The sequence below is a fragment of the Dyella sp. 01N36 genome (assembly GCF_056399745.1).
This window is the reverse complement of record NZ_JBFTRY010000016.1, coordinates 20,769-40,648: the sequence shown is the minus strand read 5'-3', so window position 1 is coordinate 40,648 and position 19,880 is coordinate 20,769. Positions and strand designations below refer to the sequence as shown.

34 protein-coding genes are annotated in these 19,880 nt (G+C 63.3%); 22 read left to right on the top strand and 12 right to left on the bottom strand.

Going from position 1 to position 19,880, the window contains the following annotated elements:
- Nucleotides 1-25 precede the first annotated feature (25 nt).
- The 12 genes from AC1DMG_RS06060 to AC1DMG_RS06005 all read right to left on the bottom strand — a co-directional run bounded on the left by AC1DMG_RS06060 (nt 26) and on the right by AC1DMG_RS06005 (nt 5,636).
- Nucleotides 26-220, bottom strand: coding sequence for a hypothetical protein (locus tag AC1DMG_RS06060; protein WP_477180297.1), 195 nt, complete (start codon nt 218-220; stop codon nt 26-28).
- Nucleotides 217-1,287 carry a hypothetical protein gene (locus AC1DMG_RS06055; protein WP_477180296.1) on the bottom strand — a complete coding sequence of 357 codons (1,071 nt, stop codon included), beginning with the start codon at nt 1,285-1,287 and terminating at the stop codon, nt 217-219. The genes AC1DMG_RS06060 and AC1DMG_RS06055 overlap by 4 nt, the downstream gene beginning before the upstream one ends.
- Before the next feature lie 124 nt (nt 1,288-1,411).
- Entirely contained in the window at nt 1,412-1,927 is a 516-nt protein-coding gene (locus AC1DMG_RS06050; protein ID WP_477180295.1) for a DUF669 domain-containing protein, read from the bottom strand.
- A gap of 118 nt (nt 1,928-2,045) precedes the next feature.
- Complete coding sequence (locus tag AC1DMG_RS06045) at nt 2,046-2,807, bottom strand: ATP-binding protein (protein ID WP_477180294.1); 762 nt, start codon at nt 2,805-2,807, stop codon at nt 2,046-2,048.
- A 3-nt stretch (nt 2,808-2,810) separates the two neighbouring features.
- A complete protein-coding gene (locus tag AC1DMG_RS06040; RefSeq protein ID WP_477180293.1) occupies nt 2,811-2,966 on the bottom strand; it encodes a hypothetical protein in 156 nt (51 codons plus the stop codon).
- Nucleotides 2,966-3,373 (bottom strand): DUF7173 family protein, encoded by a 408-nt coding sequence (locus AC1DMG_RS06035; protein WP_477180292.1) that lies wholly within the window; start codon nt 3,371-3,373, stop codon nt 2,966-2,968. Before AC1DMG_RS06035 ends, AC1DMG_RS06040 begins: the two co-directional genes overlap by 1 nt.
- The gene (locus tag AC1DMG_RS06030; RefSeq protein WP_477180291.1) at nt 3,370-3,615 is read right to left on the bottom strand and encodes a hypothetical protein; all 246 of its coding nucleotides are present in this window, start codon (nt 3,613-3,615) and stop codon (nt 3,370-3,372) included. The genes AC1DMG_RS06035 and AC1DMG_RS06030 overlap by 4 nt, the downstream gene beginning before the upstream one ends.
- A gap of 93 nt (nt 3,616-3,708) precedes the next feature.
- Nucleotides 3,709-3,915, bottom strand: a complete 207-nt coding sequence (locus AC1DMG_RS06025) for a hypothetical protein (protein ID WP_477180290.1) — start codon at nt 3,913-3,915, stop codon at nt 3,709-3,711.
- Nucleotides 3,916-4,015: 100 nt separating this feature from the next.
- Nucleotides 4,016-4,330, bottom strand: a complete 315-nt coding sequence (locus AC1DMG_RS06020) for a hypothetical protein (protein WP_477180289.1) — start codon at nt 4,328-4,330, stop codon at nt 4,016-4,018.
- A complete protein-coding gene (locus AC1DMG_RS06015; RefSeq protein ID WP_477180288.1) occupies nt 4,327-4,635 on the bottom strand; it encodes a hypothetical protein in 309 nt (102 codons plus the stop codon). Before AC1DMG_RS06015 ends, AC1DMG_RS06020 begins: the two co-directional genes overlap by 4 nt.
- Nucleotides 4,636-4,824: 189 nt before the next feature.
- Nucleotides 4,825-5,157, bottom strand: a complete 333-nt coding sequence (locus tag AC1DMG_RS06010) for a hypothetical protein (protein WP_477180287.1) — start codon at nt 5,155-5,157, stop codon at nt 4,825-4,827.
- 143 nt (nt 5,158-5,300) lie between these two features.
- The gene (locus tag AC1DMG_RS06005) at nt 5,301-5,636 is read right to left on the bottom strand and encodes a hypothetical protein (protein ID WP_477180286.1); all 336 of its coding nucleotides are present in this window, start codon (nt 5,634-5,636) and stop codon (nt 5,301-5,303) included.
- Nucleotides 5,637-6,112: 476 nt separating this feature from the next.
- On the opposite strand from AC1DMG_RS06005, the gene AC1DMG_RS06000 reads away from it, so the two are divergent.
- From AC1DMG_RS06000 to AC1DMG_RS05895, 22 genes are all read left to right on the top strand, one after another.
- Complete coding sequence (locus tag AC1DMG_RS06000) at nt 6,113-6,568, top strand: phage regulatory CII family protein (RefSeq protein ID WP_477180285.1); 456 nt, start codon at nt 6,113-6,115, stop codon at nt 6,566-6,568.
- Nucleotides 6,565-6,696 carry a hypothetical protein gene (locus AC1DMG_RS05995; RefSeq protein ID WP_477180284.1) on the top strand — a complete coding sequence of 44 codons (132 nt, stop codon included), beginning with the start codon at nt 6,565-6,567 and terminating at the stop codon, nt 6,694-6,696. The genes AC1DMG_RS06000 and AC1DMG_RS05995 overlap by 4 nt, the downstream gene beginning before the upstream one ends.
- Entirely contained in the window at nt 6,689-6,889 is a 201-nt protein-coding gene (locus tag AC1DMG_RS05990) for a hypothetical protein (protein ID WP_477180283.1), read from the top strand. The genes AC1DMG_RS05995 and AC1DMG_RS05990 overlap by 8 nt, the downstream gene beginning before the upstream one ends.
- Nucleotides 6,886-7,887: a DNA cytosine methyltransferase gene (locus AC1DMG_RS05985; RefSeq protein ID WP_477180282.1), complete on the top strand. Its 1,002-nt coding sequence runs from the start codon at nt 6,886-6,888 to the stop codon at nt 7,885-7,887. Before AC1DMG_RS05990 ends, AC1DMG_RS05985 begins: the two co-directional genes overlap by 4 nt.
- Nucleotides 7,888-8,150: 263 nt before the next feature.
- The gene (locus AC1DMG_RS05980) at nt 8,151-10,085 is read left to right on the top strand and encodes an AAA family ATPase (protein ID WP_477180281.1); all 1,935 of its coding nucleotides are present in this window, start codon (nt 8,151-8,153) and stop codon (nt 10,083-10,085) included.
- A gap of 212 nt (nt 10,086-10,297) precedes the next feature.
- Nucleotides 10,298-10,444: a hypothetical protein gene (locus AC1DMG_RS05975; RefSeq protein ID WP_477180280.1), complete on the top strand. Its 147-nt coding sequence runs from the start codon at nt 10,298-10,300 to the stop codon at nt 10,442-10,444.
- On the top strand, nt 10,441-10,827 hold the full coding sequence (locus tag AC1DMG_RS05970) for a VRR-NUC domain-containing protein (RefSeq protein ID WP_477180279.1): 387 nt from the start codon (nt 10,441-10,443) through the stop codon (nt 10,825-10,827). Before AC1DMG_RS05975 ends, AC1DMG_RS05970 begins: the two co-directional genes overlap by 4 nt.
- On the top strand, nt 10,824-11,309 hold the full coding sequence (locus AC1DMG_RS05965; RefSeq protein WP_477180278.1) for a hypothetical protein: 486 nt from the start codon (nt 10,824-10,826) through the stop codon (nt 11,307-11,309). Before AC1DMG_RS05970 ends, AC1DMG_RS05965 begins: the two co-directional genes overlap by 4 nt.
- 293 nt (nt 11,310-11,602) lie before the next feature.
- A complete protein-coding gene (locus AC1DMG_RS05960) occupies nt 11,603-11,743 on the top strand; it encodes a hypothetical protein (protein ID WP_477180277.1) in 141 nt (46 codons plus the stop codon).
- A 14-nt stretch (nt 11,744-11,757) separates the two neighbouring features.
- Entirely contained in the window at nt 11,758-12,090 is a 333-nt protein-coding gene (locus tag AC1DMG_RS05955) for a hypothetical protein (protein WP_477180276.1), read from the top strand.
- Nucleotides 12,087-12,923, top strand: a complete 837-nt coding sequence (locus tag AC1DMG_RS05950) for a hypothetical protein (protein WP_477180275.1) — start codon at nt 12,087-12,089, stop codon at nt 12,921-12,923. The genes AC1DMG_RS05955 and AC1DMG_RS05950 overlap by 4 nt, the downstream gene beginning before the upstream one ends.
- On the top strand, nt 12,920-13,369 hold the full coding sequence (locus AC1DMG_RS05945) for a hypothetical protein (RefSeq protein ID WP_477180274.1): 450 nt from the start codon (nt 12,920-12,922) through the stop codon (nt 13,367-13,369). The genes AC1DMG_RS05950 and AC1DMG_RS05945 overlap by 4 nt, the downstream gene beginning before the upstream one ends.
- Entirely contained in the window at nt 13,369-13,563 is a 195-nt protein-coding gene (locus tag AC1DMG_RS05940) for a hypothetical protein (protein ID WP_477180273.1), read from the top strand. The genes AC1DMG_RS05945 and AC1DMG_RS05940 overlap by 1 nt, the downstream gene beginning before the upstream one ends.
- A 56-nt stretch (nt 13,564-13,619) precedes the next feature.
- Nucleotides 13,620-14,024: a lysozyme gene (locus AC1DMG_RS05935; RefSeq protein ID WP_477180272.1), complete on the top strand. Its 405-nt coding sequence runs from the start codon at nt 13,620-13,622 to the stop codon at nt 14,022-14,024.
- Nucleotides 14,021-14,164, top strand: a complete 144-nt coding sequence (locus AC1DMG_RS05930; RefSeq protein WP_477180271.1) for a hypothetical protein — start codon at nt 14,021-14,023, stop codon at nt 14,162-14,164. Before AC1DMG_RS05935 ends, AC1DMG_RS05930 begins: the two co-directional genes overlap by 4 nt.
- Nucleotides 14,161-14,328, top strand: a complete 168-nt coding sequence (locus tag AC1DMG_RS05925) for a hypothetical protein (protein WP_477180270.1) — start codon at nt 14,161-14,163, stop codon at nt 14,326-14,328. The genes AC1DMG_RS05930 and AC1DMG_RS05925 overlap by 4 nt, the downstream gene beginning before the upstream one ends.
- On the top strand, nt 14,328-14,804 hold the full coding sequence (locus AC1DMG_RS05920; protein ID WP_477180269.1) for a hypothetical protein: 477 nt from the start codon (nt 14,328-14,330) through the stop codon (nt 14,802-14,804). Before AC1DMG_RS05925 ends, AC1DMG_RS05920 begins: the two co-directional genes overlap by 1 nt.
- Before the next feature lie 2 nt (nt 14,805-14,806).
- Nucleotides 14,807-15,121 (top strand): hypothetical protein, encoded by a 315-nt coding sequence (locus tag AC1DMG_RS05915; protein WP_477180268.1) that lies wholly within the window; start codon nt 14,807-14,809, stop codon nt 15,119-15,121.
- The gene (locus AC1DMG_RS05910; RefSeq protein WP_477180267.1) at nt 15,099-16,343 is read left to right on the top strand and encodes a terminase large subunit domain-containing protein; all 1,245 of its coding nucleotides are present in this window, start codon (nt 15,099-15,101) and stop codon (nt 16,341-16,343) included. The genes AC1DMG_RS05915 and AC1DMG_RS05910 overlap by 23 nt, the downstream gene beginning before the upstream one ends.
- 125 nt (nt 16,344-16,468) lie before the next feature.
- Nucleotides 16,469-17,743, top strand: coding sequence for a DUF4055 domain-containing protein (locus AC1DMG_RS05905; protein WP_477180266.1), 1,275 nt, complete (start codon nt 16,469-16,471; stop codon nt 17,741-17,743).
- A complete protein-coding gene (locus AC1DMG_RS05900; protein WP_477180265.1) occupies nt 17,743-18,837 on the top strand; it encodes a phage minor head protein in 1,095 nt (364 codons plus the stop codon). Before AC1DMG_RS05905 ends, AC1DMG_RS05900 begins: the two co-directional genes overlap by 1 nt.
- Before the next feature lie 401 nt (nt 18,838-19,238).
- Nucleotides 19,239-19,877 carry a hypothetical protein gene (locus AC1DMG_RS05895; protein ID WP_477180264.1) on the top strand — a complete coding sequence of 213 codons (639 nt, stop codon included), beginning with the start codon at nt 19,239-19,241 and terminating at the stop codon, nt 19,875-19,877.
- Nucleotides 19,878-19,880: the final 3 nt, after the last annotated feature.

Below are 19,880 nucleotides of genomic sequence, written 5' to 3'. Positions count from 1 at the left end.
CCGATACGGCCGCAGGGGCGCTCGTTCATGCGGCCTCCCAAGTACGGTATGTGGAGGCGTGCTTCTCTTTGCTGCATTTCTCGCAGCGGCGAATGCCCGTGTCTTTCCAGTCCGGGTGAGCCAAGTGGTCAGGCCACAGCGAAATGCGCTTGATGTTCAGGCGCGGCATGAGCCACACAACGCGCCATGAGTGCAGGCAAAGCAACTGACGAATACTCACGCCGCCTCCTTGTGCTCAACCAACCGTCCCGCAAACGCATCACGCAACTCGTTCGTCTGGGCATCGCGAATCTGCGCAGGCGTACTGGCGGCGAGCTCCGTGCTCTCAAAGCTGCCCGGCCCACGCGGCCCATTGCGGAATACAAAGCCGTCAGCGGACTTGTATTCGACCCAGCCATCATCAGCCGACGCGTCCGATACTTCGCCCCAACGCTTCAACAAAACCGGTACGTACAGATGGCTCGAGCACGCCGCGCGCTGCGCATCCAGCGGAATGTCCGCGCCCCACTTGGCGCACGACCAGCGGCCATCGCCATCCTTCTCGGGCGTGGCGTGCAGGCAGGTGCGGCAGGAGACCTGGGGGAGCTGGTTGGTGTGGCACACCTTGCTGGCTGGGCAGAACTTGCACTTGTAGAACGCGGCGTCCGTGCTGATGCCGGGCAGGGGCTCCTGAGCGAAGATGATGCGTTCGGCTTTGGCTTCGAGCGAAGCCTGGAAGTCCGCGTCCGCATGGATGCGTTCGGCATGCAGCTGGTCGTCATCCTTGTTGACGGCCAGGTACAGCGCCCGATCCAGCTGCGCCCACTTCATGTAAATCTGCATCTGAGCGTAGTGCTCGGGCTTCGCCTTGTGCACGCCGTCCTTGACCAGCGTGGCGAAGCTCTTGGTGTTGTGCGTTTTGAACTCGCACACGTGCCAGGTCTTGGGCGCCTCGGGAATGCCCAGCGCCACGGCATCCATGCTGCCGCCAGCGTGGCCGCTGACACTCTTGAAATTGAACTGATTGCCGGTCGCCGGATCGACGTCCACGACCTTGCAGCCGATAGCGCGCAAGTCGGCGACGAAAGCCGCCTCTTCGCGCTGGCCGCGGTCGAACAGGCGCAGCATGCGGCCGTCGAACTGCTCGCCACCGGTCACCCAGCGGAAGCCGTACCACAGCTGACGCTCGCACTCACGACCGATCACGGAACCGCCGAGATAGGCGCGCGGCTGCGACTGATGACCGGCCCAAAACGAATAGATCGCGTTGACCGTTTGGGATTCGGGTTTTTCGGGTAGCAGGGCCATGGGCGGTTCCTGGTTCAAGAAGGGGCCGGTCTTTCCCGGCTGTCAGCTCGTTGCTGCGTCTACACCGACGGCGCGGCGAAGGAGTCGGGCTTCCTTGCCCTGGCGCGCAGCTCGCGCGGAATGGTTAGGCGGCGCGCTGTGCCCACGGCGGCGTGGCGCCGGTTGCGGGTGCGGCGGTGTTCGTCTGCGTGGGAGCGATCTGCGTGTTCGTCGCCACGACGCCTTCAGCCTTCTTCCAGGCCTTCACTTCGTTCTTGTCGCGGGTGCTCTTGTAGCCCTTCTTGTCCACAGTACCCGCCGGAATCATTTCGACGCGGATGATGTGGGGCTTGTAGTGCAGCTCCTGCGAATCACGCGGATTGGCAACGCCGGTTGCGGCGCGAACCGAGGCGAACTCGCGATTGGCAATGGTGCGCGCCTGCTCGTTCGGGCTGCTGAGGTTGATGCGCGACCACACCTTGCGGCCGAGGTACTGGCTGTCCTTGATCTCGTACTCAAGCTCCAGGTACTCGCCATCGTTGTTCTTGGTCGGCTTCATCTCGCTGTTGACGATCTGCGCGAGGTATTCGCCGGAGGGAAGGGCGCTGAAGTCGGACTGGGCTTCGGCTTCGGCGTCATAAGCATTGAAGATATTTGCCATGTTCGTGTTCCTCGGTTCGGGTTGGTGGTGCTTGGTAGGCAGTGGCCGGCCTTGCATCCGGCTGCGTCGTTTCTCAGTCCCGCTTGCGCGTTAGCTCCGCGACTCACTGCCGTAATCGTTAAGCCGCCTGCGCCATCGCAGTCGGCGTCATGGCCTGCATCAGCGCAGACCACGAAAGGTCGATGGTGTCGGGCATGCCGTAGCGGTTGCCGGCGATGTAGCTGGGCTTAGCGTTGACGTGCATCACGCGGCGGCCAGTGCCGACACCGCGAGCGCGCGTGCCGCTGAAGCCGTCCTTTTCTTTCTTGATGGCGATCTCTTCCTGAGCGAAACCGATCACGTCCGCCCACTCGACAGCCAGGCCGAGCGCGCCCTTTTGCAGCTTCAGCTCGTAGCGGTCGAAGGCTTCGGTGTCGGGCGCCTCGAAGCGCTTCACCGCGCTGTGGGCAATCAGCACGATGGCCTTGCCGTGATTTAGGCGCAGATCGTTCAGCGCGGCAAAGAACTGGCGCCAGGTGTCGTTGGCGGCGATGTAGCCCTTGCCGTAGCCCGGCGCTTCGATGTTAGGCCAGCCGTTGGCCTTGCAGACGTGCGCCCACACAAGCGGCTCAAGCCAATCGAGCGAGTCAATGACGGCGGTGCCAAAATCGTTCGGCGCGGCCAGGCTGTCGATGGCCTGCATCACCTCATCGAACGAGGTCAGCAGCGGGAACGCGTTCGTCTCAATGCCCTGCAGGCCGTCTTCGAGCGGCAGGAAAATCGGGTTGTATGCGCCGGCCGCGAAGGTGGATTTGCCGACCTTCTGCGCGCCGTGCACGATGACGCGCGGCGGCAGGCTATTGCGGGTGGTGCGGGAGATCGAAGAAAGGGAAATGGCCATGGTTTAGGGCTCCGGGTTCGTGGTGCACGGTTCGTCGAGTTCTATTTCGGCGCGGCCGCAGACTTTGCAGAGGCCGAGAACGATGTCGCCGTTTTGGTCTTTGATGACGTCGGGCACGCCGGCATCACCGCGCTTGTAGAGGACGTGTTCCGCTTCCATCACGCCGCCTCCCGCATGTCTTCCGCGATGCGCTCAACCTTCACCGAAGGCTTAGCGGGCTTGGCGGTGATCGCCTGCGACAACACCGAATAAGCATCCGGCTCGTTCGACTGCAGGTAACGAAGGCCGGCAAGAACGAGCGACGGCTTGTAGCTGATGGCCTGTTCCAAGAGAGCGAGCGGCACCTGATCCTTGATTGCCGCCAACGCAGGCCCGTCCACCGTGCGATTCATCGCGTAGGTGATCGACACCTTGTAGTCGGCGCCCTTCATGCTGACGCTGCCTTCGGTCTTGGCGGGCATCAGTTCGACCAGGGCTTGCTCGGCGCGCAGGCGTTCTGCGGTTGCACGGGCTTCGTTGAACTTGGCGATTTCCAGGTTCTTGGYGGCTTCGTCGATGGGGTTCATGCGGCCTCCAAGAGCGTGTGCTTTTCGGCTTCGGCAGCGGCTTTGGCGAGAGCTAGGGCAATGCGCTTCGCCGCTGCGATAGAGATGTGATACGACGACGAGCTATTCCCGCTGTCCATGCAGATATGGATGCTGCCTACGGCGCCGTGCTGGCAGTCGTGTGCATTGACGCTGACGGCAATTTCGCCAAGCGTCTTATGCGCTCCTGCAGTCCTGGTCTCGTTTCGATAGACAATGCTCATGTCACCTTCTCCAGTGTGTTTAGCGCGCCAACCACAGCAAGGCGGCGCAGATGAATTCGATGGCGATCGGGGTGACCAAAGCCCGGGCGAGCTTCACGCGGCACCCTTGGGCTCAACCTGACGCACGCTGCGCAGGTAGCGCGTCGCAGTGCTGAGCGCGTTGGCCACGCTATGGCCTTCGCTCGCGGTGCGCAGCGCCATGCGTTCTGCCTGTTTTGTGGTCTCGGGGCCTGCGTGCGAACTCATGCGGATCGAGCGACGCAGGGCGAATAGGCGCGGGTCGTAGATGGTGGCGCTCACTGGTCACCTCCGTTGATGCGAATGCGCCGAAGAAGAACGGCCGCGATGAATCCAGCGAAGCCGCCTACGATCTGGCCGATGACGAAGCCAGCAGGGAAGCTCATGCCGCCCACCGCCATTCACTCTGCGAGAAGCCGCCAGCCATCAGCTCGACCGCCTCGGCAATGCGTGCCTTCGCCTTGCGATCCGTGATGCGGCGGTTGACGGCCATGCGGCGCCAGAACCAGCCCTCGAGCATCACTTCGTTCGAGGCGCGGCCCATGCCGCCCGGCACCTTTGCCTGCAGCTCATGCATCTGATCGTTGAGGCGACCGCGCTCGTAGTTCGACGCGTACGGGTCTTTGATGGCCTTCCACCAGTCGCGCTGTGCGCGGCGGGCAGCGTGCCGGAGCTTCTGGTAGGTATGGCGGTTCACTTCTCACCCCTCGCGCGCTTCAGGACTTCCTTGCGTTCGTTGACGCGCGTCACTCCGAACAAGCCTTTAAGGCCTGCGTTGATGACGCGATCAAGGAACTCCAACCGCCACTTGTCGTGCAGGCAGGCGAGAGCGATGCGGATGATTTCGTGAGCCTTGGTCAGCTCACCCATCAGGCCGGAGACAATCCAGCGGTCACGGACCAGGCGGTCCGCTTGCTCGGGCCACCCGGCGGAGCGCAAGAAGTCGGCAATCTCCTGGAGATCCAGGAGCAAGCCGTTCTTGTTGCGGTCGCCAGTGGCCATCGAGACCTCCCATCACTCGCCGGTTGGCGGTGCGGGGAGAACTATGCGCTTCGCACAGTTTACGGTCAATGCGTTTCGCACGGTTATTTGTGCATACCGCATAGTTGTTCAGCTAGCGTTTAGTTTAGTGTCGGTTTTTTGGCACAAAAAAAGCCCGCTCAAGCGGGCTTGGTCCAGGGGCGCGGTGATTCACTGCGTCATTGCATCGACCTGGAAGCGCGAGAACGCCACCTTGTAGTCGGCCTCCGTCGGCGTTCCACGATCCCCATGCGCCCAGCCGGGAAGGTAGGCGAGCCACGCCGCGAATAGGTCTTTGCCGCTGGCTTTGATGGTCGCGCTGGCGGGCCCTGCAACGAATGCCTTGTAGGCATCTTCGCCTGACTGCCGCGCGGCGCTTACGCATGCCTCAAGGGATGCGCGTGCGGCCTCCGTGGCCTGACTCCGGTAGTCAAGCCTGGCCTCCATATGGGCCTTGTAGCCGATGGACGCGCACTTGTTGGCCGGTTCGGTAAGAGCCGCCATGAAGCCATCCGCGGTGGTTGGCGGCGGCGCCTGTCGCGGCCCCGAGAAGTCCCTGGATGAAAGCCTTATCTCAGGTGGCGGAAGGGTAGTTTGAGCCAGTGCCGAGGCAGTCAGAAGGGCGGCTAACGCAATCCATAGCCTCTTCATTTCTTCCCCTGCAGCTGGTCAATCATGGAATCAACGACCGCCTGAGCCTCGGGCGATAGGTCGCTCCACTTGCGCAGACGCGTGCGCATGGTGTCCACCCGCTCTTGGTCGTCCGTGCCCGCATACATCTCTTCAAAGGTGGTCTGCAGCACGTCTAGAAGTGCCTTTATGTCATCCGTATCCACACGATTTCCCCTGGTGCCATTGAACCATTGCGCAACAGTGGATTCGGCACGGGAGATCCCGCGCTTCTCCAGCGCGGCCACCACATCGGGAATCGTCATGCGCAATTTCTTTCTTTGCGCTGTCAGATTGTCAGTGAACTTGCTCATGAAATGAGACGCCTGTAACGGCGCGGTATGTGACCAAGGTCGAAGGCTAGAGCAGGTGCTTGCATTCCATCTGTGCGAAGTGCACACTCCGAAACAATGCAAAACGCACAGTCAACCATGACCCCTCGCGATTACTGGCAGAGCTACGTGGATCGGAACGGCGGCCTCCCGGCAGTCGCTGACAAGCTCTGCATCCCTTATCCCACCCTCTATGCCGTCGGCATGGGGCGCAGAGGCATCGGCCACCGGCTGGCAGATCGGATGGTCAAGGCTGACCCGAGCCTTGATGCCACTGTGCTGATTTGGGTCCGGCCGTTGCAGCCGATCCAGAGTCCGCTGAGCAATTCCACGAGCCCGGTCACTAAGAGGGCGGCCTAAGCCATGGCGCTTGTGCATTTCAACGTCCTTGTCCGTGGTGTCCATGCCGACACCGTACTGACGCAGCGCAACACCTTCCACGTTCGGAGTAGCCAACCGTGAACGTCATCGACGCAGCGCACCGCACCATCCACGACTACCCGGGCGGCTCCGAGTCGCTTGGCCCACGCATCGGCATGTCCGCCGCCGTGCTTCGCTCCAAGGTCAACCCGAACACGGCCACGCATCACCTCACGCTTCGCGAGGCCGATCGCATCATGGGCGTGACCGGCGATCACCAGATCCTGCATGCGCTGGCTGCCAATCATGGCTTTGCGCTGACCAGCCTGGAGGGCGAGTGCGAGGACGTCTCGATCCTGACGAGCATCCTGCGCGTGACCAGCGCCGAGGGCGAGCTCGCGCGCGTGATCGACGTCGCTCTGGCCGACGGGCGCATCAGTGCCAACGAAAAGGCAGACATCGAGGAATGCGCACTTCACGTGCAGCAGAAGATCGTCGCCATGGTCAATCGGATCGTGGGGCAGAGCGGCGCGGTGTTGAAGGCGGTGGCGTGAACACCACCGACCAGCTCGCCCCACTCGAGTTCAACCCGGACCCCGACACCGTCGAAACCATTCGCACCCACCTGTGGCTGCAGCGAAATGCGCGCGAGCTGGCCGAGCAGGGAGAAGAAAATGTCTGACGAAGCCGACAAGGCCGCCGAGCTGGAACAGATCGAGCGCGAGGCGGCGATCCGATTGCATGCCACGCGGGTGCGGGTGATTCCACTTTGCGAGGAATGCGAGGAAACGCCCGTCGTCGTTTCTAAGGGCGTCGCGTGGCGCTTCTGCATTCAGTGTGCTGAGGATCATCTGCGTAGGAATCAGGCGGCGTGAGTGCTGCGCGCCACTACTACAACGAAATCGATCCCTACGCCGTGGCGTGGCTTCGCAACCTCATGGCCGAGGGTCTTATCCCTGCTGGCGACATCGACACCAGGAGCATCGAGGATGTCCGACCCATTGACCTCGCCGGATACGTGCAATGTCATTTCTTTGCTGGCATCGGCGGGTGGCCCCTCGCCCTGGCGCTTGCCGGATGGCCGAGTGATCGACCCGTGTGGACTGGCAGCTGCCCTTGTCAGCCTTTCAGCGTCGCAGGTAAGGGAAATGGGGCTGCAGATAAGCGGCATCTCTGGCCTGCATGGTTCCACCTCATCAGCCAGTGTCGCCCTGCAGTCGTCTTTGGAGAGCAGGTTGCGGCAGCGGTTGGACATCAATGGCTCGATGGAATGTGTGCTGACCTGGAAGGACAGGACTACGCCATCGGGGCGACGGTATTGCCAGCTTGTGCCGTCGGCGCGCCCCATCGGCGAGATCGCCTCTGGTTTGTGGCCGACACCGACCGTCCAGGACTCGGAACAAGCGGGCGGCAAAGGGTGCATAGCGAATGGAAAACGCGGCCATTCGTTGCACAGTCTGTCGCAGGCACTTTGGCCAACGCCGGCGGCACGGGACTGGCGCAGCGAGAGCGCGAGCGCGGAGTTTTACGAGAGGTGGGCTGCGAATCCCAAGGGCAAGACGCTGCCAATGACAGTCGCGCTATGGGCCATGCCAACGAGCTTGGCACCAGCGAAGAGCGGCAACAACGAAGCGGGCAATTCGGCTGGCCTAGTGGCAATCCGTGGGCACGTCCTGGCTGGATCATCGGACACGACGGAAAAGCCCGGCGCGTTGAACCCAGCATTCGTCTGCTGGCTCATGGGCTACCCGCTAGAGTGGGACGCCTGCGCGCCTACGGCAATGCCATCGTCCCGCAAGCCGCGGCCGAGTTCATCCAAGCGTACGCCGAAGCCCGAGGGCTGATCGCCGCTCCGGTGGAGCTGGCCGCATGACCGCCGCCCAAGCCCTGACGCAACTAGATCAATCCGAAGCAGCCCGCTTCCTCGCTATCCTGGACGAGAGCGCCGAGACGTTCTGTTTCCGCGTCTTCGACGACAAAGAGTCGCGCAAGGATCCGCGCCTTGCTGCCAAGTTCGACGGCGGTCTCACCGATGTGTGGCCGCACCTGGTCGCCAAGCAAGCGCAGGGCTGTGGCGTGTACGTGGTGGCAAACGCCGGCGAGCAGACCAACGACACCATCTACAAGGTGCGCGCGGTGTTTGCCGATACCGATGGCGCGCCGCTGGATCCGATCCTGGCCTGTGGCCTTGAGCCCCACGTCGTCGTCGAGTCCAGCCCGGGCAAGTGGCACGTCTACTGGCTGGTGGACGATCTGCCGACAGCGGCCTTTCGCGACGTGCAGCGCTCGATCGCGGCGCAGTTTGGCACCGACAAGAGCGTGAACGACCTGGCGCGCGTCATGCGCTTGCCGGGCATGCTGCACCAGAAGGGTGCGCCGTTCCTCGCCCGCATCATCCACGAGTCCGGCGCGCTGCCGTACTCGGCTGAGACGATCCTTGCGCACTTCCCGCCGGCGGTCGCCTCTGACCAAAGCCAAGGTCTGACCGGCGCTCAAGGCCTCGGGCCTGGCGTCGTCATCGAGCACGATCGCCACGCGGACGTGATCAAGTGCACGTTACTACTCGCGCAGTCCGTGCATGCCGGCGCCATGACGCGCCGCGAAGCCTTCGACACCATGTGCGCGCGTCGCGATGCGGGCCGTTACAGCCGCCATGTGCCTGACGAAGAGATTCAGCGTGCGTTGGATGGGGCTCTGTCGAAGCGGGAGTTGGCGCCGGCAGTCGTCCCGCCCGAGCAACAGCCTGCAAGCATCATGGATGCCCTTGATGCCGCCTGCGTGCCGTTCACGCTCGAAGAGTTGGCCGCTTCCGCCATCCCGCACCCGCACGCCTTCATGTCCGCAGACGGACGCCGCGGCCTGTTCCCGGAAGGCGAGGTGTCCATCGTGGCCGCGCCTGGCCGCGAGGGTAAGACATCCGCCGTGATGGCCATCGTCAAGCAGTACGCGCTCGGCCTGCCATTGGCAGACATGTGCCCGTCCGAGGTTCGCTCGGCCATGATCTACAGCGCCGAGGATGACCGCGCGCAGTATTCGCGCAAGTTCGAGGCCCAGCACCTTTACGCGACGCCCGACGAAGCAGACCGCCTGCGCAAGAACGTCATCATCCCCGAGCTGCACCAGGGCGCGCTGAGCGATATGCGCGAGATCGTGAAGGCGCAAGGCAAGAACCTTGCACGCGGACTCATCGTTGAACCCTTGATAGCCAAGATAAACAAGATGAAGGACCGCGAGTGCCCGCTCGGCCTGGTCGTCTTCGAGACGGCCTCGACCATCTCCGAAGCCGAGGAAGACAACGCGGGCCTGCGCTTCCTGGTCATGACCCTGAAGCACATTGCCAAGACGACCGGCGTTGCCGTGGTTCTCACGCACCACACGAACCAGGAGTCAGGTAACGCCCTGTCATCGCTCGAGCTGAGCGAGGCTGCAATCCGCGGTGGCACAGCCCTGGTCAACAATGCCCGTCAGACGCATCTCATCGTGAACCTTGGCAGCGACAGCCAGCCATTCCCCGATGGCGATGCCCGCACGCTGTTGCGCAAGATGGTCGCGCGCGGCGAGGCGGAGCGCGTGACGGCGCTGGTGTGCCTGTCATCGTCCAAGTCAGCCGATCCTGCGCCGACATTCTTCCGCTGGGCGGACACCGAACACCATGGCCCGCGCCTGCACACGATCCAGCCGCCGAAGGATGTGGCCGGCAAGTCGTGGCTCAGTGTCCGCCGCATGCTGTCTGGTGCGCGCGAGGAAGCCAAGGCAGACAAGAAGGCAGAGCAGGGCAACGCCAGCATGCGCGTGGTCGTACAGGCCGCCTGCGCCCTGGCTGAGGCTGGCGAGCAGCCCACGGCCGCGAAGATCAGTGCCAAGTGCGGTCGTAACCCGGGCTGGGCAAAGCCCTACCTCGCCATGGCCCTCGAGCTTGGCGAGCTGTCCAGGTCGACGGAACAGGTGCCACGAACCAAGGGGTTCACCGATGTCTATCGGCCTCCGTCTGACGCTCCGAAGCCCTGGGAAGCGGGCGACTCCTTGGTCAACTCCTTGCCTCAATCAAACGCACCGTGGAGTCAGAAGTAAATGCGCATGAATCAACGACTTAACTCCTTGATTGACTCCTTGATGACTCCTTGCTTGCCGTTGGGGCATGTGCTGGGGGTAAATGCGGCGCTGTCAGGCGCGCATTACCCCGTACTTGCCCCCGCCCGACTACTACTCCTTGATGCTGTATCCCTAAAGGGGCAAGGAGTAGTCACCAAGGAGTCGTCGATCCCTGCTGTCAGGGTGCCGGCATGAGCTGGCAGACGATGATGGTCTTTGGGGGCGCTGCGATCCTCGCGATCTTCGGCAAGGACCACGACGACGCGGTAGCCTGCGCAGCCTTCGGTTTGGTCGGCCACATCTGCTGGGCGATCGACCGCCTTGGTGCGCGCCGATGAACAGCGAGCACATCGAAGCCGTCCTGCTCATGCGCTGGGTCGAGGGAGCTGAGCGCGACTGGCCCGAGCTGAAGTTCTTCGCGGCCTGGCCGAATGGTGGCCATCGGTCGAAGCGCACTGCCGGGCTGATTAAGGCAGAGGGCGTTCGCCGCGGTCCGCCGGATTACTGGTTCCCTGTGCGCCGGTCTGACTTCATCGGCTTGGTCATCGAGCTGAAGACCGAAACGGGCCGACCGTCGACCGAACAGCGGGAGTGGCTGGCTCACCTTCGCGCCACAGGATGGCGCGCCGAACTCTGCCGCGGCCACGAGCAAGCCATCGCCGTGCTCCGTGATTATCTGGCGGCCGATGGGGCCGACAACGAACTCAAGGACGCCGCATGACCCTACACACCTTCGAAGCCAACAGCCGCCCCAGCTTCCGCGAGCGCGTGTTCGCCCTGGCCGGCCATAGCACCTGGCGCGAGCCGACGGGGGCTGGCACAAGCCACCTGCGCGCGATCCCGGCCGATCACATGGTCGCCGCGGCTTTGTCGTTCGGGCGTCGCGATGCCAAGGACATCGGCCCGGACATCGCCATGGACATCGCCACCGGGCGCGCTGGCCACTATCGACCCATCTGCGAAGCGCTCGGTAAGGCGCTGGCAGGCGATCGCAGCGTCTTGGTGAAGCGTCACCGCGCCAACATCGGCGTCGTTGCCTGGGCGGCTTACCAGGCGGTCATGGGGCGACCGCAGCCACCGATGCCCGATGGCGTGCGGGCGGACGACTGGAACGACCTGGTGGCGGCTGGGGCGTATATCCTGGAGACGTTGGCGGAGGATGCGCTTGCGTTGGCGGCGCGCAGGAACCGCCGCGCTGCTTGACAAGCGCTAGGCGCCCTGCACGAAACTTCCATCATCGAACCACTGCGCCCTGTCATCTGACGGGGCGTTTTCGTTTGGGGTGGTGGCAGGTCAGCTAACACGGCCGTGATGGCAATCGCGGCGAGGTCGGTAGGGCTCCGTACGGTGTCCCGCAACCTTGGTAACCCGCGGCCTGAAAAGCCAACGCGTAGGCGTCCCGCCACCCCGATCACCTGAGCCGGCCTGCGCCATTGGCGTCAGTAGCAGCGGAAACGCTCGCCGGACTTATTCACAACCAGCGAAGGATGCTCATCATGGGCTCGATGACGAAGAACGACTGTCCGTTCTGCGCGGACAACGCGCGCGCTCGCCGTGAAGATTTCGAGCGCGATGTGCTGCCAGAGATTCAGGCAAAGCGCGACGCCGAGCAGGGCGACGTAACGCAGGGCGGCTGAGCATGCACGCACACATGCCGCCGTTCACTCGGAAGGATCCGCCTGCGCGTGCAGAGCCTGCTGCGCCGATTAGCGACCGCGAAGCGGGCCTCCGCACGCTGAAGCACTACCTCTACCACGCTGGTCTGATCGTCGATCAGCTTATTGCCAGCGAGATGTCGATCACGGCTCGTGTGCCTGAATCGGCCACGTCCGAGCGCATTCCTGTTCGCCACCTTATCGATTGGTGCGCGCTCGATGCGCAGCGCGAAGCTGTCGTTCCGCTACGCCGCAACGCTGACGGTTCGCTAGCCACTGACGGCACAGCCGCCGACTTCCAGCGCGACCGGGACGCGACCGGCGCATGAGTGCCCCTAAGCGGCACTTCGTCATCCCTGACACCCAGGTCAAGAAGGGTGTTCCGACCGACCACCTCGCTTGGATCGGCCAAGCCATCCGCGACTACCAGCCCGACGAGGTGATCCACCTTGGCGACCACTGGGACTTTCCTTCGCTGTCGCGCTACGAGGGTATCGGGTCGCTGTCGATGGAAGGCGCGCGCGTCGAGGACGATGTCCAGGCTGGCAATGACGCGCTGAGTCTGCTGACCAAGGCCATGGGCCGTCCGAAGCGTCCGCKCAAGATGACGATGCTGGAAGGCAACCACGAGCATCGCCTGATTCGAGCGATCAACAGCGACCCGCGACTGGCTGGCACGTTGGGCTATCACCTGCTCAACCGCGAGCGGCTTGGCTGGGACGTGGTGCCGTATTACTGCAGCGCACCCGGCCAGCGCGTGATCGACGGTGTGACCTACGCGCACTACTTCGCGGCAGTGAACACCGGCCGCGCCATCGGCGGCACGCCGCAGAACAAGCTCAACCATGTTGGCGACTCGTTCGTGCAGGGCCACGTGCAGGGATACGAGGTTGGCACCAAGCAGTACGCCACCGGCAAGATCAAGAAAGGCATCGTGGCCGGCTCGTGCTACCTGCACGACGAGGAATACAAGGGCATGGCCAACAACCACTGGCGCGGTGTGGTTGTTCTCAACGAGGTACGCAACGGCGAGTTCTGCGAGATGCCGCTGACACTCGACTACCTGTGCCGCAAGTACGAGGGCGTGAGCCTTGATGCGTACATGCGCCGGAAGTACCGCAATGCGACGGAGCGTTTCACGGTGGCGAGGAAGGCGGCATGACCACCATCGCGTGGGATGGCTACGTGCTCGCTGCCGACAAGCAGACCACATATGGCGGTTCGAAGTACCGAATCACGAACAAGATCGAACCTGTCGCCGGCGGATACATCGCCTGCGCAGGCAACGTCGCACAGATCCATCACTTCCTTCGCTGGTATCGCGGCGGCAAGAAGGTCAAGAAGCCCGAGCTGGTGAACTTCACGGCCATCATGGTCGTGCGCGGCAAGCTCAGCTTGTGGGAAGGCGATTCAGAGATCCCGTGCCGAATCGAGGAATGCATGGCCGAGGGCTCCGGTTGGCGATGGGCCGCYGCAGCCATGGACTTCGGCAAGACGGCGGTCGAGGCCGTCCAGTACGCAGCGACACGAGACAACGGCACCGGTGGTGGCGTGGATTTCGTCGTCATCAAACAGCGCGCACGCGCAAAGAACAGGGGCGGCAGCTGATGCGCAATTTCATTGAAGGGGCAAGCGTGGGCTACGCGGTGACGTATTTGAGCGGCGTGATGGCTGGCTTTCCCTGGGACAAGCTGGCGTCGGCGCTGACCGCGCTGTGGTTCGCCTCGCTCCTGTTCGACAAGTACGTTCGTCCGCGCATCGTTGCGTGGTTCAAGGCACGAAAGGCGGCGACGCAGGAATGAATCCGCGCGTGGTTGTCACAGCCAGCGCTGCGGTTCTTGCCGTAGCAGGCGCGCTCGTGACGAAGTGGGAGGGCGTGCGATACACGCCGTACCGCGACACCGGCGGCATTCTGACCGTGTGTTATGGGCACACCGGTAAGGACGTGATCGACGGTCGCCGGTACACCACCGACGAGTGCGAACAGTTCAAGCAGGCTGACCTTGAGGTAGCAAACCAGTCCGTCAAGCGCTGCTTGACCATGCCCATGCTCGTGCAGATCGAGGGCGCACTCACGAGCGCCGTATTCAATGCGGGGCAGGGCGTCGTTTGCGGATCGACCTTGCAGACCAAGGCACAGCTCAACGACTGGCCGGGCGCGTGCGCCGAGCTGGGCCGCTGGAAGTACATCGGACGCCAGGTCAGCCAAGGCCTGGAGAATCGCCGCGCCGACGAGCGCGCCGTATGCGAGGGCAAGTCATGACCGGCATGTACACGCACCGCCTCAAATGGTGGGCATGGCTCGCGCTGAAGATCGTGGCCATGCACCGGCGCGTATCGGGCCAGACGAGCTTTGACCGAGTTGTCGAGTTCTGCCTGCGCAAGGGGTTCACGCCGCGATGACGATCACACTGCACTGGTGGATGATTCCTGTCGCGCTCGTTTGTTGGGGCGCGATCACCTTGTTTCGTGCACCGACTGCCGGATTTGAAGGCATTGGCAACGCAATGGGCGCCATTGCGTTGTTTGCCATAGCCGCCGCCATCTGCCTTGGACACTGGCTGTGATGGACGCGCTCAAGCCTTACTGGCTGGAAATCAAGTTCGCGCTGTGGGCATTCGTGCTCACGGCTGTCTTTCTTGCTGGCCATCACGTTGGCGGCCTTCGCGCACGCGAACAGCTTGCCAAAGCCGACCAGCACACCGCCGAGCAAACCACCAAGGCCAGCGAAGCGGCGCGCGACACCGAGCACACGCAGGCCAATGACTTCGCGGCCATCGATGTCAAATTCACCGGGGACATGCGTTATGCGCAAGCTCTTTCTGCCAGCACTGTCGCTGGCCTGCATGCTGGCACTGTCCGGCTGTCTCCAACGTGGCGTTGTGCAGCCGCCGGTGTGCCCGCGACCGCAGCCGATCCCGGAGCTGTCGACGCCGCGAATCGACTACGTGAAGAAAGTGCAGGCCGAATTATTGGACTCGTTGCCAGCCTCCAAGCAGAAAGGGATGCAGCCCTAGACAAGCTGGCTGCTGAGCGGAAATAAGCATGGCCAAGAGCAGTACGACGTTCGAAAAGGGCAAGTCGGGCAACCCGGGCGGGCGTTCGCCGCGCATCGGGCCCAATGGCGAGACAGCGGCCCAGCTCGCGCGCGAGCACACGGTCGCGGCGATCGAATGCCTTGTCGAGGTGACCAACGACAAGAAGGCGTTTCCTATTGCACGAGTTCAGGCCGCCAATGCGCTGCTTGACCGCGGCTGGGGTAAGCCCACCGAGTACGTCGAGGCCAATGTCACGACTRACAACGTGCCCGTGATCCAGATCGTTCGCGTTCCGGCCGATGCCGCAGATACAGCTCACTGATCCTCAGTTCGAGTTCGTCACCGCTGAAGAGCAGTTCCCCGCCATGGTGGCCGGCTTCGGCAGCGGCAAGACTCACGCGGCCATTGTTCGCGCGCTGACAAAGAAGCTGCAGTACCCGCGCCAGAGCGTGGCGTACTACCTGCCTACGTACGACCTGGTGCGCCGCATTGCGTTTCCGCGCATCAGCGAGCAGCTGGAAGAGCTTGGCCTGAAGTTCGCCACGAACAAGGCGGACAACATCATCACCGTGCAGGATGCGGGCGACATCATCCTGCGCACGATGGACACGCCCGAGCGCATCATCGGCTATGAGGTGGCCGACTCGATCGCCGACGAGCTGGACACGCTAAAAGAGGAACAGGCGCGCGCGGTCTGGGTGAAGATCATCTCGCGCAACCGCCAGAAGAAGCCGGACGGCAGCTTGAACACGGTGGCCGTGGCAACCACGCCGGAAGGCTTCCGTTTCGTCTACGACCGCTGGAAGCGAAACCCTGCGAACGGCTATCGCATCATCAAGGCATCCACGCTGAGCAATGCGCGGAACTTGCCAGCCGGCTACATCGACAGCCTGCGCGCCTCGTACCCGAGCAACCTGCTTGCCGCGTACCTGGACGGCGAGTTCGTGAACCTGGTGGCGGGTTCGGTCTATCCCGAGTTCGACCGCGCCAAGAATGCCAGCACCGAGACGATCAAGCCCGGCGATGCGCTGCACGTGGGCATGGACTTCAACGTCGGCAAGATGTCGGCGGTCGTGCACGTACTGCGCGGCGACAACCCGCACGCTGTCAAGGAATACACAAAGGTGCTGGACACGCCGGCCATGTGCGCGCTGCTGAAGCGTGAGCATCCGGGCCACGCGATCATGGTCTATCCCGACGCCAGCGGTCAGGCGCGCAAGTCGAACAACGCCAGCGAGTCCGATCACGCAATCCTGCGTACGGCTGGATTCAGCGTGCGCGTCAACGCCACCAACCCACGCGTCAAAGACCGCGTGCTGTCGGTGAATGCCATGGTGAACAAGGACGGCGCAAGGCGCTACCTGGTGAACCCTGAGCTTTGCCCCGAGCTGGTCGAGTCGCTCGAGAAACAGGCCTACGACAAGAACGGCGAGCCAGATAAGGCCGGCGGCCTGGATCACGTCATCGACGCGGCCGGCTATTTCGTCGTCTACCGATACCCCATTCAGCACCGCATTGCCGTGGTGCAGCCTCTCAGGATCTAAGCATGCCCATTGCCGTCAATGACACCAACGACGAGATCACCGCTCGCCGCAAAGAATGGGTCGTGCTTGACGCCTTGATGGGCGGCACGCCTGCCATGCGCAAGGCAGGGCAGAACCTGTTGCCCATGTGGCCCGCCGAGGCTAGCGACGCCTATGATCTACGCCTTAAGACGGCCACTCTGTTTCCAGCGTATCGCCGCACGGTTGGCGTTATGTCGGGCAAGCCATTCGCCAAGCCGCTGCAGTTGAAGGATGCCGACCAGCAGATCGAGCAGTGGGCCGACGACATCGACATGCAGGGCGTCAGCCTGAACAGCTTTGCCGCGGAGATGTTCGAAGAATCGTTCAGTGGCCTCGCCGGCATTATGGTCAGTTACCCACGCGCGCCCGCCGGCGGCTATCGCAGCAAGGGCGACATGCCCGCATCGATCCGCCCGTACTTCGTGCGCGTGAAGCACAACCAGATTCTTGGCTGGCTCACTGACCAGTCCAGCGGCCCGGCCCGGCTTTCCCAGCTTCGCATCCTGGAGCAGGCTGAGGAACCAGACGGCCCGTTCGGCGTGAAGTGYGTCGATCAGGTGCGCGTGCTGTACCCGGGCCGCTGGGAAGTTTGGAAGGAGATTGACAAGGGCAAGTGGGTGATCACCGACTTCGGCACAACGTCGCTCGACGTGGTCAACTTCGTGCCCATCTACGGTATCCGCAAGGGCTTTATGTGCGGGCAACCGCCGATGCTTGATCTGGCCTACCTCAACGTGAAGCACTGGCAGAGCCAGAGCGACCAGGACACGATCCTGCACGTGGCGCGCGTTCCCATCCTGGCCATGATCGGCGCAGACGACAACACTGCACTGACCGTCGGTGGCGCAGCGGCCGTGAAGCTACCCGCGCAATCGGACATGAAGTTCGTCGAGCACAGCGGAAAGGCGATCGCGGCCGGCCAATCGGCGCTCGACGCACTCGAGGATCAGATGATCCAGTCGGGCGCGGAGCTGATGGTCAAGAAGCCCGGCGCGCGCACGGCGACGGAATCAGCCAACGATGCCGAGGCCAACAAATCCGATCTTCAGCGCATGGCGGAGAACTTCGCGGATTCTGTGGATCAAGCGCTCGTTATCATGGGGCAGTTCGCCAACGTCGCCCAGACTGGCAACGTCGAGCTATTCAGCGACTACGGCGCGAGCACGATGGGTGAGGCCAGCGCGGCCTTGATCAAGGATCTCCACCTGGCCGGAGTCATCACTGGCGAGACCGCCATTGGCGAGCTGCAGCGCCGCGGCGTGCTGTCGGATGACATCGACCCCGAGGTCGAGTTCGAACTGGCCAAGGCGGAAGTGCCTGCGCTTCCGGCGCCGCCCGCGCCGGGACCCGGTAACGAAACGGCGAGCTCGTTCACCTGATGGCCACCGCCAACGCCGTCCTGCAGGATTGGGCGATCGACCACGAGCACGATCTCCGGCAGTTCGCCACCGGTGTCGTGCAGCGCATGATCGCCGTGCTCAACCGAACGGACGCGAGCCTCATGGCGCAGCTGACCGAAGCGCTGATGCAGATGGACCGTGAGAGCTTCACGGTCAAGCGCCTGGACGCGCTGCTCGACTCGGTGCGGAAGCTCAACGCACAGGCCTATGACGCTGTGCTGGCTGACCTCAAGCCTGAGATGAAAGGCTTGGCAGGCGTCGAGTCGAAGGCTCAGCTGGCCGGATTGCGCGCAGCGGTGCCCGCGCAGGTGATGGTGCAATTCCCCGTCGCCGGCGTGTCGGCCAGCCAGGTCTATGCCACCGCGCTGTCGCGGCCGTTCCAGGGCCGGCTCCTGAAAGATTGGGCCGCCAACCTGGAAGCCTCGCGCCTGACGCAGATCCGCAACGCCGTGCGCGCTGGCTTCGTTGAGGGCCGCACCACTGCGGACATCATCAAGACCATTCGCGGCACCAAGGCCTTGCGCTATGGCGACGGCATCCTCGAGCGCCCGCGCCGCGAGCTGGCCGCCGTGGTACAAACCGCGCTGAGCCATACGGCTCAGACCGCGAGGCAGGCCATGACGGACGCGAACGCCGAGCTGGTGAAGGCCGTGCAATGGGTGTCAACGCTGGACAGCAAGACCAGCCCCATGTGTCGCATCCGCGACGGCTTGCGCTATACATCGGACGATCACAAGCCCATCGGCCATTCGATCCCGTGGGGCGAAGGCCCTGGGCGGCTGCACTTCAATTGCCGCAGCGTCAGCGTGCCGGTGCTCAAGAGCTGGAAGGAACTCGGCATCGACATGGACGAGATGTCGCCGGGCACGCGCGCGTCCATGGATGGCCAAGTGCCGGCCGATCAGACATACGCCGAGTGGTTCGCCAAGCAGTCGCCCGAGCGCCAGGACGAGATCCTCGGGCCCGAGCGCGCAAAGCTGTATCGGTCGGGCAAGGTGTCGTTCTCACAGTTCTATTCGCCCAATGGCAAATACCTGACGCTTGAGCAGCTCGAGGCGAAGACGGGCGCTTGACAAGCGCACGGCATAATCTGCGAGCATTGTTCACGATGGGACGATTTCGCGTAATAGATGGAACGCCAGCGCCGGACACACCGGCCGAGCAGGTACGCGAGCGAGTCCGCAAATCACGACCGCGCCATATCCCGTCTTGCAGTAGCTGCGGCGGCATTGAGTACATCGCGGCGCGCGCTGGTACTGCGACAACGAAATTGTGCGTGGTCTGCCTGACTCAGGGAAGGCGACGCGAGATGGACAAGCCGGCATAGCTGGCGAACGAATGGCGACCCTTCGCGTAGGGTCGGAGGAATCCCGGAGGGGACGAACGCCTCTCTAGTCGGCAAACACCCGAGCCCCGCCATGCGGGGCTTTTTCTTTGGGCGAAGCCCAGCCATCAAGCCCGAGGGGCATACACCGTGAGCGAAATCGACCTGACCTCTCCCGAGGTCAAGCAAGCCATTGCCGACGCCGTCGCAGAACAGACGCAAGGCCTCATCGCCAAGCGTGACGAACTGCTCGGGAAGATCAAGAAGCTCCAGCAGGGGCAGCAGATCGACCCGGCCGACCTTCAAGCGGTCGAGGCGGAACGAGACGAGTGGAAGGGCAAAGCCCAGGCAGCGGATAAGGCCGCCAAGAAAGCGGCGGCTGATCTCGATGCCGCCAACAAGCGCGCCACCGACATCGACAGCGCCTACAGCAACACCCTGCGCGACGCGGCCTTGGCCGATGCGCTGGCGAAGGCTGGCGTTACCAATCCCGTCCACATCAAGGCCGCCAAGGCTTTGCTCAAGGACGCGGTGCAGGTGGTCGACGAGAACGGCACGCGAATCGTCAAGGCTGGCGAAGTGGCACTCGACAAGCACATCACGGAATGGGCAGCGAGCGACGAAGGCAAGTTCTTCGTGGCTGCGCCGGCCTCTCACGGCGATGGCGCGCGTGGCGGCCATCGCGGAAACGCAAACAGCAAGAGCGTGACGCGAGAAGCGTTCAACGCAATGGATGCGGCAGCGCAATCAGCCCACTGCCTTGGCGGCGGGACCATCGCTGACGCCTAAACC

Excerpts from the sequence above, each read along its gene's own strand:
- AC1DMG_RS06055 (WP_477180296.1), bottom strand. The coding sequence starts at position 1,287 with ATGGCCCTGCTACCCGAAAAACCCGAATCCCAAACGGTCAACGCGATC.
- AC1DMG_RS06050 (WP_477180295.1), bottom strand. The coding sequence starts at position 1,927 with ATGGCAAATATCTTCAATGCTTATGACGCCGAAGCCGAAGCCCAGTCC.
- AC1DMG_RS06045 (WP_477180294.1), bottom strand. The coding sequence starts at position 2,807 with ATGGCCATTTCCCTTTCTTCGATCTCCCGCACCACCCGCAATAGCCTG.
- AC1DMG_RS06040 (WP_477180293.1), bottom strand. The coding sequence starts at position 2,966 with ATGGAAGCGGAACACGTCCTCTACAAGCGCGGTGATGCCGGCGTGCCC.
- AC1DMG_RS06030 (WP_477180291.1), bottom strand. The coding sequence starts at position 3,615 with ATGAGCATTGTCTATCGAAACGAGACCAGGACTGCAGGAGCGCATAAG.
- AC1DMG_RS06015 (WP_477180288.1), bottom strand. The coding sequence starts at position 4,635 with ATGGCCACTGGCGACCGCAACAAGAACGGCTTGCTCCTGGATCTCCAG.
- AC1DMG_RS06010 (WP_477180287.1), bottom strand. The coding sequence starts at position 5,157 with ATGGCGGCTCTTACCGAACCGGCCAACAAGTGCGCGTCCATCGGCTAC.
- AC1DMG_RS06005 (WP_477180286.1), bottom strand. The coding sequence starts at position 5,636 with ATGAGCAAGTTCACTGACAATCTGACAGCGCAAAGAAAGAAATTGCGC.
- AC1DMG_RS05990 (WP_477180283.1), top strand. The coding sequence starts at position 6,689 with ATGTCTGACGAAGCCGACAAGGCCGCCGAGCTGGAACAGATCGAGCGC.
- AC1DMG_RS05975 (WP_477180280.1), top strand. The coding sequence starts at position 10,298 with ATGAGCTGGCAGACGATGATGGTCTTTGGGGGCGCTGCGATCCTCGCG.
- AC1DMG_RS05970 (WP_477180279.1), top strand. The coding sequence starts at position 10,441 with ATGAACAGCGAGCACATCGAAGCCGTCCTGCTCATGCGCTGGGTCGAG.
- AC1DMG_RS05965 (WP_477180278.1), top strand. The coding sequence starts at position 10,824 with ATGACCCTACACACCTTCGAAGCCAACAGCCGCCCCAGCTTCCGCGAG.
- AC1DMG_RS05960 (WP_477180277.1), top strand. The coding sequence starts at position 11,603 with ATGGGCTCGATGACGAAGAACGACTGTCCGTTCTGCGCGGACAACGCG.
- AC1DMG_RS05955 (WP_477180276.1), top strand. The coding sequence starts at position 11,758 with ATGCCGCCGTTCACTCGGAAGGATCCGCCTGCGCGTGCAGAGCCTGCT.
- AC1DMG_RS05940 (WP_477180273.1), top strand. The coding sequence starts at position 13,369 with ATGCGCAATTTCATTGAAGGGGCAAGCGTGGGCTACGCGGTGACGTAT.
- AC1DMG_RS05930 (WP_477180271.1), top strand. The coding sequence starts at position 14,021 with ATGACCGGCATGTACACGCACCGCCTCAAATGGTGGGCATGGCTCGCG.
- AC1DMG_RS05925 (WP_477180270.1), top strand. The coding sequence starts at position 14,161 with ATGACGATCACACTGCACTGGTGGATGATTCCTGTCGCGCTCGTTTGT.
- AC1DMG_RS05920 (WP_477180269.1), top strand. The coding sequence starts at position 14,328 with ATGGACGCGCTCAAGCCTTACTGGCTGGAAATCAAGTTCGCGCTGTGG.
- AC1DMG_RS05910 (WP_477180267.1), top strand. The coding sequence starts at position 15,099 with ATGCCGCAGATACAGCTCACTGATCCTCAGTTCGAGTTCGTCACCGCT.
- AC1DMG_RS05900 (WP_477180265.1), top strand. The coding sequence starts at position 17,743 with ATGGCCACCGCCAACGCCGTCCTGCAGGATTGGGCGATCGACCACGAG.